The organism is Rhodohalobacter sp. 8-1 (genome assembly GCF_038150125.1).
Taxonomy (GTDB): Bacteria; Bacteroidota; Rhodothermia; order Balneolales; family Balneolaceae; genus SW132.
Map to the genome: position 1 here is coordinate 49,806 of NZ_JBBVMF010000008.1, position 12,430 is coordinate 62,235.

11 protein-coding genes are annotated in these 12,430 nt (G+C 42.4%); 6 read left to right on the forward strand and 5 right to left on the reverse strand.

The window, feature by feature from the left end; all coding sequences use genetic code 11:
* Positions 1–453: 453 nt before the first annotated feature.
* Entirely contained in the window at positions 454–1,254 is an 801-nt protein-coding gene (locus AABW11_RS09850) for an SDR family NAD(P)-dependent oxidoreductase (protein WP_340104911.1), read from the forward strand.
* A gap of 23 nt (positions 1,255–1,277) precedes the next feature.
* Here the strand turns inward: AABW11_RS09850 and AABW11_RS09855 are convergent, their stop codons facing one another.
* From AABW11_RS09855 to AABW11_RS09865, 3 genes are all read right to left on the reverse strand, one after another.
* Positions 1,278–1,457: a hypothetical protein gene (locus AABW11_RS09855; RefSeq protein ID WP_340104912.1), complete on the reverse strand. Its 180-nt coding sequence runs from the start codon at positions 1,455–1,457 to the stop codon at positions 1,278–1,280.
* 347 nt (positions 1,458–1,804) lie between these two features.
* Positions 1,805–2,227 carry a TIR domain-containing protein gene (locus AABW11_RS09860; RefSeq protein WP_340104913.1) on the reverse strand — a complete coding sequence of 141 codons (423 nt, stop codon included), beginning with the start codon at positions 2,225–2,227 and terminating at the stop codon, positions 1,805–1,807.
* 62 nt (positions 2,228–2,289) lie between these two features.
* On the reverse strand, positions 2,290–2,931 hold the full coding sequence (locus AABW11_RS09865; protein ID WP_340104914.1) for a protein-L-isoaspartate(D-aspartate) O-methyltransferase: 642 nt from the start codon (positions 2,929–2,931) through the stop codon (positions 2,290–2,292).
* Positions 2,932–3,843: 912 nt separating this feature from the next.
* On the opposite strand from AABW11_RS09865, the gene AABW11_RS09870 reads away from it, so the two are divergent.
* Together AABW11_RS09870 and AABW11_RS09875 are read left to right on the forward strand one after the other, a co-directional pair.
* Positions 3,844–4,368, forward strand: coding sequence for a hypothetical protein (locus AABW11_RS09870; protein ID WP_340104915.1), 525 nt, complete (start codon positions 3,844–3,846; stop codon positions 4,366–4,368).
* Positions 4,369–4,581: 213 nt separating this feature from the next.
* Positions 4,582–5,757: a DUF2267 domain-containing protein gene (locus AABW11_RS09875; protein WP_340104916.1), complete on the forward strand. Its 1,176-nt coding sequence runs from the start codon at positions 4,582–4,584 to the stop codon at positions 5,755–5,757.
* A gap of 878 nt (positions 5,758–6,635) precedes the next feature.
* Here the strand turns inward: AABW11_RS09875 and AABW11_RS09880 are convergent.
* Positions 6,636–7,052 (reverse strand): DUF2267 domain-containing protein, encoded by a 417-nt coding sequence (locus AABW11_RS09880; RefSeq protein ID WP_340104917.1) that lies wholly within the window; start codon positions 7,050–7,052, stop codon positions 6,636–6,638.
* 532 nt (positions 7,053–7,584) lie between these two features.
* Between AABW11_RS09880 and AABW11_RS09885 the strand changes: the two genes are divergently transcribed.
* Together AABW11_RS09885 and AABW11_RS09890 are read left to right on the forward strand one after the other, a co-directional pair.
* Positions 7,585–8,694, forward strand: a complete 1,110-nt coding sequence (locus tag AABW11_RS09885; protein ID WP_340104918.1) for a fatty acid desaturase family protein — start codon at positions 7,585–7,587, stop codon at positions 8,692–8,694.
* A gap of 147 nt (positions 8,695–8,841) precedes the next feature.
* Positions 8,842–9,936, forward strand: coding sequence for a DUF6544 family protein (locus AABW11_RS09890; protein ID WP_340104919.1), 1,095 nt, complete (start codon positions 8,842–8,844; stop codon positions 9,934–9,936).
* Between the two features lie 132 nt (positions 9,937–10,068).
* Here AABW11_RS09890 and AABW11_RS09895 read toward each other — a convergent pair whose 3' ends face one another.
* Positions 10,069–10,479, reverse strand: a complete 411-nt coding sequence (locus AABW11_RS09895) for a DUF6567 family protein (protein WP_340104920.1) — start codon at positions 10,477–10,479, stop codon at positions 10,069–10,071.
* Positions 10,480–11,017: 538 nt separating this feature from the next.
* Here AABW11_RS09895 and AABW11_RS09900 point away from each other — a divergent pair.
* Positions 11,018–12,406 (forward strand): efflux transporter outer membrane subunit, encoded by a 1,389-nt coding sequence (locus AABW11_RS09900; protein ID WP_340104921.1) that lies wholly within the window; start codon positions 11,018–11,020, stop codon positions 12,404–12,406.
* Positions 12,407–12,430: the final 24 nt, after the last annotated feature.

Here is a 12,430-nt window from a genome sequence, read left to right on the forward strand (position 1 = left end):
CGGAAAAGCCCCGAGTATTATGACCAAAAAAAACACTGGCACCGGGAATGCTCATATGTCAGGTCTTTATTCGACAGATGAGAATTGACACGGTACTAGTCGTCGATCCAATTAATCATGGCTACCGCTGCAAAGTATCCATGAGTTATGGATATGGCGTCCCGAAGCGGGACTGTCAGTATTGGATAAATGTGATATCATTGCTCTTTAGTACCCAAAATGACCGAACAGGATATCTGGTGGTTAATTAGAATGGAAGTCCGGTTAAGAACAAGCAGCAGCTCGAGTTATCAAAAATTATGGATGAAGCACTATAAAACGTTGTTTAACGGGTTTTGAAAAAGATCATTTTTGCGATAGTTGAGTTAGATATTAAAGCTAATGAACGGCTTTCGTAAAAAATCTTTTTTATAGTCTGGAACAGTTTAATTCTAAATTTAAAGCATATGCCACATGAACCTAAAGTTAAAAGGTAAACACGCAATTGTAACCGGCGCCAGCAAAGGAATCGGGAAAGGCATTGCGCAATCTCTTGCTGAAGAAGGTTGCAACGTGAGTATTTGCGCCCGAACTCAGAGTGAATTACAGTCTGCCACAGACGAACTCAGGCAAACAGGGGCAGATATCCTGGCCATTCAGGCTGACTTGACCAGGGACGACGATATTGAAAAGGTAGTGACTAAAACTGCAGACGCATTTGGTTCGATTGATATACTTGTGAATAATGCAGGCACCATTGGTCAGTCTGGCACGTTTGAAGGGACACCGCTTGATGAGTGGCGCAGCTTATTTGAGCTGAACGTGTTTGCGGTTGTCTCCATCACTCGAAAAGTGATTCCGTATATGAAAAAGCAAGGATGGGGGCGCATTATCAATATATCATCTGAAAACGGTACACAACCCTATCCGGACATGATTCACTATAGCGCTTCGAAGGGAGCTTTAGATAATTTTTCAAAAGCATTGTCGAAACAGTATGCCGAGCAGAACATTCTGGTGAATACCGTAAGCCCGGCATTTATTATGACGCCCCTGGTTTCAAATATGATGGAGAAGGCCGCGGACGAGCAGGGAGTTTCAAAAGAAGAGGCAATAGAATCTTTTCTGGAAAACAACCGACCTCACATTGAGCAAAAAAGACCCGGTACTATAGACGAAGTAGGGCCTGTTGTTGCCTTCCTGGCATCGGACAAAGCGTCATTCATAAATGGATCAAATTTCCGTGTTGACGGCGGGTCGGTTGCATCCGTTTGAGTTAAACGCGAGGAATTAAAACGTCAGTCTTTATCTTTATTCTCTTCAGTTTCGTCATCTTCCGTGCGCTTATGTCCGGGACGTGTGCGGGACGGAGGGTCGCTGGCTGGAAATGTTTGCCGAAGCTCTTTATCCATTTTACGTTTCTTTTCTTCAAACTCTTTGTCTTTGTCTTTGTCTTTGTCTTTTTTTTCTTCACTCATATCTGATCCGATCTAAAAATTAAAAGGGTTAAGTTAGTAATGCTCTAAGATGTTGAATGCGTAAAATATAACGCATGATATGATGGAAGCATTCAGAACCGGTAATTATCTCCGCTGATAAATAAAGGGAATATGTTCGTGAAGCTTCCTCCATAATTATGCAGATTATTTTTTGTCTTTACCCCACAATTATAATTACGGGGCTGCCGCCGGCATTAGCGAAGACTCAGTTCTGGTACTGCCAAAAATTGTAAATACCTGCTATTATGTGGTGTGCAAGATCTGATTTTTGAGGATCAAATCTGAATTCAATTTATGATAAATACAATTTGATGATCCACAACCTGTCAGCCATAGTTCTTGATCTCCTTCAGGATTTCTTTTGGGTCAAAAACGACGATCTCATCGGCTTTTTCCTCAAGCTCAGGGGGTGTTTCGCGGTTTTCGTAAGACCGGATTAGGATAATTGGAAGATCCAATTCTTTTGCCAGTGTTATCTCCTTGTCAATCCAGTCGGCGTGATCATGATAAATGTCGGTCATGACCAGAACCACGTCGGCTTCATTCATCTGCTCTTTTAACGCAAGATTCAGATCATTGAGCATTTCGTCGCGAAGCACACTTCTGTCGAAGTTGCCGTGATTGACGTATGCAAATTCCTTATCAAACGTATCTGCCCGGTCCAGAAGTTCTGTTAGTTTATGAATATGCTGACTGTTTTCCCAGCCGTGGGCAATGAAAATATCTCGGTTCTCAACTATTGTAGCCATAATGAATTAAGTTTTAGTTGCTTGATTAGTTCGATTCGTTAATATTCTTGTAATAATGCTGTTTAGTCTTTTCCGCTGACCAATGGCACAAATCTGACTCCCGCAATGTTGTCTTGTGTGAAACTGCCATCTTCATGCTTTGTATAGCGGCGAAGCTGCTGCCCCATCAGGCCGCTGCCGACGGGTATAACCAGCTTTCCATTTTCTTTGAGCTGATCTTTAAGGCTTTCAGGTACATCAGAGGATGCGGCCGCCACCATTATTCCATCATAAGGGGCATGTTCCGGCCACCCCCGGGAACCATCACCGTGCCGGAGCTGAACATTCGTGATTCCAGCTTCTTCAAGATTAGACTTAGCGAAGTTATAGAGCGACTCGATTCTTTCAACAGACATTACGCTATTTGCAATTTCAGCTGCAACTGCCGCGGCATACCCCGATCCAGTTCCAATATCGAGAATCACATCTTCTTCTCCCGGATCAAGCGCCTGGATTGTTAGTGCAACAACATAAGGCTGAGAAATCGTCTGGTCGGCGCCGATCGGCAGTGCAGAGTCGTGATAAGCGCGGTCTTCCATACCGTCTTTGACAAATTTTTCACGCGGTACGGCCTGCATGGCGTTAAGCACTTTTTGATTGGTGATGTCGCGGCCCTTTAATTGTCGCCTGACCATTTTCTCTCTTTCTACATCGAAATTTATCATAAGGAATAAGTTTATTTAAATATTCCATGTGGACAGCCTGGTATTATCATCAATATCCGGATAATCAGGAATTTGATTGATTCGATAATAGTTCGGCTGATTTGTCCAAATATCTCTTCATTTATCAATACCTATGTTTATAACAAAAAACGCACCCACTATCATTTCAGGCTTTATGAATTGGTATTCCGGTAAAAGCTACATCTAAGCATAATGTCTGTCGGAATTAGCAAAACCTTTGTCCATCTAAATAAAAAAAAATTCACTTCTGTTCCAACGTTCATTATATCCGTAACCTGTTGCAGGTGAACATTTTCAAAGTATTTCACGTGGGTATTTTTCCTACAAATCCCATTTGGGATGACCTACGCTGACATTCCGTGTAGATTCATATTTTAGAGTAAGAAATAAGTCTTGGTGATTTAGCCGACACTTCTGATCATACGGCATCAAACAGTACCTATTTTCTTTGCTCTAAAAAGCAGCTTTTTTTAATCATCGAAAGCGCTTCTTTCGGTGAGCCGGGCAGCGGAAATTCGTATCATAACCAGCCATGTGAAAAAGGTTTCTGTTATTGTTATAAGGGTATGGCGGTCCGTTTTCTGCCATTGGAGAGGTAAGCTTACAGGTGCAAATCTGAAATAGTAAAGGGTTTTTACAGCCTATCTATTTTCCATCTGTATGATTGTTCAGATATTTAGAATTGATAACAGCCGTGCCCTACTGCAAAAGAGAAGACTCAGAAGAATATAAAGGGAGCTTGTAAACTCTATTACTCCCTTATTCGGCTTAGATGATGAAGACAGTATCGCAAAACGATATATCAGAAAGGCCATGAAAAATCTCGACCAATATTTTCGATATCCAAGACCTTACATAACAAAGAAGAGGCGGGTCATTGAATCGATAAGGATGAATTACGATATCTATTCCCGAAAGAATTTATCAATCAGCGAGTGTCTGCCGTCATCCGGAGCACTTACTGCCGACCTGATAGTCTATTACAATATTAATATCGACATTCCAGAAAATGTATATGATACCATCCTGGTTGTGGCAATAAACTATTACGCAATGCTGTACATAGACATATTTTCCGGCTATTACAGCGTGAATAAAAAACATACCTATATACAGCTTATCTCTCTTGTTGAAGAGGTGTTGAGGAAAAGCAATAAAACCAAAATGTATGTGATAGATGATGAAGAAGCACTATACAGGTCTCGAGAACTTTCGAAGCAGGCGGTTGATATTTTTTACAGGGCAGGGCCCGACGGGTGTAAGAAATTTTTATCGGTCTCCATCAACTCTGTTTTACTGCTAACCGGTATTCAGCAACAGATTATCAATCGCGGGCAGATTGATACAATCATAAGCGGGATATATTCTAAAAAATTACATGATGATAGTTTTAGCGCGATTTATGCCAGCTCCTGAATCACTTTCATTAGCTACGGTAAATTCCGGCTGTAAGAAGCAGCGATAGGTATAAGGAGATTGGCTCCTGCCGCTGGTTAATCTATCGGGTTTTGCACAATCTGGCCGGAGTGAAACCTTAGTGAGTCTTTAATCAAGTATGGCTCATAAAGGCCACTTTAATCAAGATTTTAAACAAAAAATACTTAACTATTAAACGAAAGGTAATAACTCATGAAATTCCTAAAGAACTATTTTTTTGACAATAAGCAAGCAGGTGCAAAAAAGAAGAGAGTGCTTGAATCTATTAAAAATAATCTGGAAAACTTTAACCACCAGAATATATCAATCAGTGAGTGCCTGAATAAAACAGGGGAATTGACTGCTGATCTGATTGTGTATCAGAATACAGATGTCTACATCCCTCAAAAAGTTTACAATGCTATCTCTAATATGGCTACCAATTATTATGTGCTGCTATACATGGTAGATATCCATACCTCCTTTTATGTGTTGAATAAAAAAAACGTATACGATCAGATTGTAGAGCTTATGGAGGAAATACTGGAAGAAGAAACAGCAGGGGATACGATTAGTTTGAGCGTTGACTCAGGCGAGCCAATGTATTCGGTATATGACTTTTCGAAAGAGCTTGTTGATGTGTACTACCTTGATGGGTATGAGGGATGTTTGCAGCTTCTTGCCTCTTCTGTTTATTCGGTGATAAAATCGGTCAATGAAAATCCTGAGCTGGATAAAGGTAAGATAGAGCAGATATTCAGGGAACTCCCCGACCGCACGTTATTCACTCAGCTTAAGGGTAATGAAATATCTCAGTTTTTAAACTACACAACGAGCAAGGAGCTGCCCGTAAAAATTCATGCGGCGGATGTAGACACAACGTTGGATGTTATTCATAACTGGGTTGGTGAAATTGTAAATAATATGAGCAGCCCTTTGAGGAAAGACGTTGGATACAAGGTCTTATCCGCCGTTTTGCATACCCTCAGGGATGAACTCGATTTGCAGGAGATCTTTCGGTTTTCAGATCAGCTGCCATGCAGTATCAGGGGAGTTTTCTTTGAAGGTTATGATCCCGAAAAAGTACCCGTACTGATGTATAACAAAACATTCCTCGACAGCTATCATTCGAGAATGGGCCCGGGTAACAGCAGACATTTAGAACACCACTTGCTAAACAACCATCATCATTCTATTGATATCAGAGAATTTATGCGATCGGTCGATACAAAGATTGGCTCGGAAGTGGATATCAAGCCGGAAGTAGCGGTTGAAGCTGTGCTTAAGGTTTTACGTGATAAAACGTCCGTCATGGATTTAAATATCGATAAGGTAGAACGTTTGATGAATGAAACTGTAGCTGTGTCCGCTCATCAGCAACTGAATTAACCCTGAATTCTCACCAAGAAATTTTTCTCTCAGCAAGGCGAAGCTAAAATGACGACGGAAACGAACTTAAGTACGTTGAGTAAGCTATACTGGCTTCCGCCGAAGGCATACCCTGGGCAAACGAAGCAGAGGGAAAAATTTCGCCGAAAAACACCCTGTTATTCTTTACAACCCCAAGGTATTGATCTAAAATTATGCCCATCAATTGTTTAAGTAAAAAATAAGGTTCTACCGGAAAGTTTGTGGGTTGATGACAAAATATGTGAATAATCGCTTAGACCATGTTCAACATTTTCCAAATTTATAGGTCATTACTTTTGCAGATCCTTCTCTTCGCCATCAACAACAATGGCTCGATCAGGATGACACGCTCTTTGGTGAGCATACGGGCGGCGTGGTTGCATTCTACATTTTCAATATCGTCTTGTCGTCACGCCGCCCGATACCCCAAGCCGAATCATTGTCATTCTGAATAAAACGGTGGTTTTCCGTTTTGTGAAGAATCTGCAAAAGCAACATGTTTTGTTCTATCAAATGACTCGTTTAACTTTCTGAATGACCCATTTGGCTTAATAAAACTATGCATAGGATTATAACATGTACCCACAAACTTTCCGGTAAAACCAAAAATAACAAAATTGCTGTGAGATATCCGTGTGAATTGTTAAGATGATATCTTTTAACGCAAAAATCAGGAGAGAAATGGCGTATATCAAATCCAGCAGAAAGAGAAAAAAAGTTGCCTGAATTTCTAATATTAGTGTATTATCAATTCAGGCAACGCTGTAGTCTTTAAGTATTTAATTGAATAAGCAACCTTTAACGATCATGTATTAAGGATTTTACAGAATAAATATTCCGGTAATTCTAAGGGCAGCTTATAGTGTTGTTTCATCAGCAGAGGCTTCTTTTGCTGGTGACTGGTTGAAAATCTCTTCCCACTCATCCGGCAGTTCGACAATCAATTGTCCTAAATCGCCCGGACTCTCCTGAACGGTTAGTGCTACAACTTTACGCATCAGGGCTTGAGCTTGGTTTTCATCGAATCCATATGATTCTTTTAGAATGTCAACGCAGTCAGCCGGGGTATTTGAGCCAGTTACCTGGTGTTCTCCTCGCAGGCTCTCATAGTCGAGCCAGTCGGGCAGCTGAGCCGTAAACTCGCGCGCCGTATCATCAGAAAGTGAACTTACAATAGCTCCAAGTACTGTCTTAATACTGTTTTGAGCCTCTTCTTCTGTATCGATGAATTCGAACGTGTGAATAACTGGAATGTAATAATCATTTATCTGCATAGTGTATCTCCCAAATTTAATTTTATCAGTCTATTCATAATAAATAACAGGATTGTCAGGGCTATAATTTCACATTAATATAATTGCGCAGGATTAGATTGTAGTATTTATTTGCGACCGTGGCAGATGATGAAAAGATGTAAGGGAGGCTCTGCTAAACCGTGCGTTTGTCATATTCCATTGCTAACAAAACATGTAAATCTGCACATCAGCCTGCTGGCGGAAAAGCCTTGAAATCTGACAAAATCCCTGGCTTTCCGAGTAGTCTATGGGGAGGATTTAGTTTTTTGGGAGATTGCAGAGCTGCACGAGATGTTGATTCCTAGTGCTCGCAGGTTCATATACTTGATACCACTGAATCCAGCTTGGTGAATTTTGCTGTAAAAATAGGTGAACCTGTTACTGAATGTGATATATATTAACATTTGGTCAAAAAAAATGATATATATAATGGTAACCAAAACATCAGTATCCGGCCCGATTTGCAGGGTGTTTCTTCAATCATCCGGGCTCCACTAACCGACTATAAAATATGGCCATCCCCGATAAAGTAACGTTCAACAATCGCACGAGCCGCGAATTTGGTAAAACAGTAAAAAAGCGCGTCAACCAATATTTCAAGGATAATAACCTCTCTAAGCACGCCAATACTCAAATGGTGCTGAAAACGGTAATTATGCTCAGCCTATACATTGTACCGTACGCGCTTCTGATTTCGGGGCAGTTTTCTTTGGGCACGATGTGGGGATTTACATTTGTGATGGGTATTGCCGCAGCCGGCATTGGCTTTTCAATTTCGCATGATGCACTGCACGGTGCGTACTCATCAAACAATACTGTAAACCGAGTTCTTGGCTTTACATTTGACCTGCTCGGCGCAAACGGTTACATCTGGAAAATAACCCACAACATCATTCATCACACCTACACGAACATTCACGGGCATGATGAAGATTTAGAGGTGGCTGGATTTATCCGGCTATCACCCCATTCTGAATTTAAATTTATTCATCGTATTCAGCATATCCTGGCATTTTTTGCCTACAGCATGGCGATGGTCTTCTGGGTATTTGTGAAAGACTACAAGAACTTCTTCAAAACAAACATCGGTCCGTATAACAATAAAAATCACCCCTGGAGTGAATGGGCGATCCTTTTTGGGACGAAAGCGGCGTATTACGGTTACATTATTGTACTGCCGATGTTACTGCTTGATATCACTTGGGTTCAGCTTGCCATCGGGTTTTTGACCATGCAGCTAACGGCCGGTGTAATCCTTGGAATCATATTTCAGCTGGCACATGTGGTGGAAGAGACCGATCATCCGCTACCGGATGAGGAAAATATGATTGATGAACACTGGATGATTCACGAGATGGTAACCACCAATAATTTTGCCCGTGACAACAAGGCGCTCTGCTGGTTTGTAGGCGGCCTTAATTTCCAGATTGAACATCATCTGTTTCCGAAAGTGTGCAGCATTCATTATCCTGCTATAAGTCCCATCGTGGAAAAGACAGCCAAGGAGTTCGGCATTCCCTACAATCACCACGAGACCTTTTTCCAGGCTATTGCCTCGCATTACAGGACCCTCAAGAAATTCGGCGATCCAAACTTCACCTATGCCGAAGCTTCGGCCTGACAGAAGGTGAATTGTAAGAGAATCCCCTTCAAACAGTGATTTTTTTTGGCTCTATATTTGGAGCGTGGTGATGTGCTTTGATAAATTGAATCTAGCACTGGGTCAAATGCCACATAGTTTATCGAAAAGATAAATGGGGAATTTGCTATGACACTGCTTTTCATACTTATTCTTTTCATTCATGGACTGATTCATCTGATCGGGTATCTCAAAGCTTATTCACTTGCTGATCTACCTGACATCAGGTTATCCGTCTCAAGACCGGCAGGAACTTTGTGGCTTGCTGCATCAATCCTGTTCATGGGTACAGCGATCGTTTTTTATTTCAGCGTCAACGGATGGTGGGCAGGAGGAATCCTTGCAGTCGTACTTTCGCAGGGGCTGGTGATATCGGCATGGCGCGATGCAAAATTCGCGACGATTCCAAACCTGATCATCCTCCTCGTATCGGTCATCGCATGTGCCAACTGGTTGTTCGACCGGAATGTTGAAGCAGACATAAAACGGATTTTGTCTGAACCTGAACCAGCTCAAAATGCTATACTCACCAGTAATGCCATTGAAGACCTTCCGCCGCCTGTTCAGCATTGGATGGAGAGAAGCGGGGCGGTGGGCTACGAAAAGATCAGCAGGGTAAGACTGAAACAGACCGGGGAGATGAAAACGGAACCCGGCCAGAATGAATGGGCAGATACGGAAGCTGAACAGGTTTTTAATGTGGCGGTGCCGTCGTTTGTCTGGGCGGTAGAGATGGAGATGATGCCGATGGTTACACTATCAGGACAAGACCTGTTTGTTAATGGAAAAGGGCATATGCTGATAAAGCTCTATTCACTGATCAGTGTGGTTGATGAAAAAGGCGATAAAATTGACCGCGGGACATTGCAGCGATTTCTCAGTGAAATTGTCTGGTTTCCTACAGCAGCCATTAACGACTATATCGAGTGGGAGATCATCGATTCAACTGCAGCTGAAGCCGTGATAAACTGGCAGGATATCTCGGAGAAGGTCAGGTTTCACTTCAGCGAGAATGGCGATGTGAAATGTGTAACGGCTGATCGGTACATGGGCGGAGGGGAAGCTGCAGAACGCCGTCCATGGGAAGTAACGGTTCTTGAAACAAGTGAGGTCGATGGTCTTCGAATTCCAACAGAAGTGGAGGTTAGCTGGGAGCTTGATAGCGGCACTTTTACCTGGTACCGGTTTTTGGTGACTGACATTGATTACGACTATTACCCTTGATACGGCCAGACTCACAGGCGGGATTAACAGTTTCCAAAAATTAAAAACGCTGCAATTCTACAATCGAATTAAAAGAGGTGTGAAGAAGCTGTGAGCCTGAATTTTGCCCTGAATTCTTACGTGAAATTGGTACTACTCAAATAGAATCACATCAGCCCGAACGGTCACTTTAACCCGGGTGTAGAGCAGCAGATTCAGCATGTCGGCATCGTATCGTACATTGGTAAGTGCTGCTTTTTCTCCTCGAACCGTTCCGTACTCAGCTTCATATGATGCCCATAAATTGTCAATAGCTTCAGCATAAAGCATGCCGGTACCACTTACGCGTGCAATGGCAAGAGAATTAGCAACGGGTCCGCTCGAATAACTAAGCCCAAGGATATATCCTGCGGAAGATTGGCCCGATATATTCGTTGCCTCAATTACATAATTACCCTCCTCAAGGTTTACAACCGTCTGATTTAAGGCTAAAAAAGCACCGCTGTTTGAACAACCAGTGAATAACAGCGAGGCGAGAATAAAAAGCATGATAATTTTTTTCATAATGTTCTCTTATAAATAAATTATAGTTTGATGAATCCTCATTAATAAGGTAAGTGTTTTAGCCATAAATTGATGTACGAAATCATCAATAATTAGTCTAAATAGTGTGCCAAAGTGTATTGCTAAACCAGTGATTTTGATGTCATTTTAACGTCGAAATTTGAATGATGACCGGTATTTAAACTTCTCTGCCAAAGCTATCAATAAGAAAGATGCGTAATACACACGCGATTGAAAGACAATTCTGCTCTCCTAATGTAAATGAACCAACGAAAGTTAAGTTCTTAAGCAAAAAAAAGAGCGAAACCATATAGCGGATAGGTTCCCTGGCGAGTGACGAGTAGATAAACCTCCCACGGACGAGTTACATGATTGAGAGTGATGCGTTTAACTTTGATCAGTTCTTAAAAACACAGTGATTTCAAACGTTGTGCAGGTGTTGATTGTTAGCGAGGAAATCAATCTTCAGATTTTATACAATATTACGTTCTATACTAACCGTACGCTTAATCAGACACTAAAAGCACCCCTGTCAAATATGTCCCGACTTGTCTTTAATTTTGCGCTGCTTTTGATTACAGGTACTATCCTTTTTGTACTTTCGGGTTGTTCAGCGCAGAAAAGAGCAATAGAACCGCCTGTTGAAGTTCCACAAGATTTTTCGGACTCAGGCCGAAATATTACTCCGGACAGATGGTGGACTTCCTTCAATGATGACCAGTTGAATGCGATTATCGACAGCGCAATGCAAGATAATTTTGACCTTTTAACAGCATGGGAACGTCTCCGGGCATCACGGGCTCTGGTTGACCGTGAATCTTCATCTTTATTTCCCACACTTGAGGCGACAGGCGGAGCTGAAGCAACCCGAACCGATGACCCATCAAATAATTCTGAGGTGTTCATGCTTGGTGCGGCAGCCGGTTATGAGGTGGATCTTTGGGGGCGCATCCAATCAGCTGTTGAGGCGGAACGGTTCAGAGCTGATGCAACATTTGCTGATTTTCAGACCACCGCCCTGACGTTATCCGCTGAGATCACTCGTACCTGGTATCAGTTGGCTGATGCCCAAAACCAGGTTAATCTTATTGATGAACAAATAGAAACCAACCTCACGGTTCTGGAATTACTTAAAAACCGGCTTCCAACTCAGCAGGTGCAGGGAGTTGATATTATCCGCCAGGAGCAGCTAATTGAAGCCACCCGAGAACAGAAAATAAACGCGGATGTACGGGTAAAAACGCTTCAGAACAAGCTGGCTGTGCTGCAGGGCCACACTCCGCAGAACGGAGGACAGTTTGCACCGGAATTTCTTCCGGAACCTTTAGAGCTGCCCGATACCGGAATTCCGCTCGATCTTGTGGAGCGCAGGCCTGATGTGAAATTTGCGTTTTACTCTCTCATGGCGGCAGACCGCGATCTTGCCTCAGCCATCAGCAACCAGTACCCGAGATTAACACTTTCGGCGTCAGCGGCAACTTCGGCCGATAACGCAGGAAATCTGTTCCAGACTTGGGCACTTTCTTTTGCCGGAAATCTATTAGCACCCATATTTTATGGCGGCGAACTTCGGGCTGAGGTTGATCGGAATGAAGCGGTTAAACAACAGCGTTTATATGAATATGGACAAGCAATATTAATAGCATTTCGTGAAGTGGAAGACGCTATTGTCAGGGAGCAACGCCAAAGGCAGGCTATCCGAAGTGTGGAACGCCAGGTTGATCTGGCGAATCAGGCTTACAGGCAGCTCCGCTTAAGATATCTCAACGGTGATGCCGATTATCTTGATGTAATCACATCACTTGACGACATTCAGCAGCTTAGGCGTGATCTTCTGTCTGCCCGATTGCTTCTTGTTGAATTTCGAATTTCACTTTACAGGGCACTTGCCGGATCGTTCGATATGAGTATTAACGAGGCAGAGTGACCTTATGCCCAAAAATTTATCTTA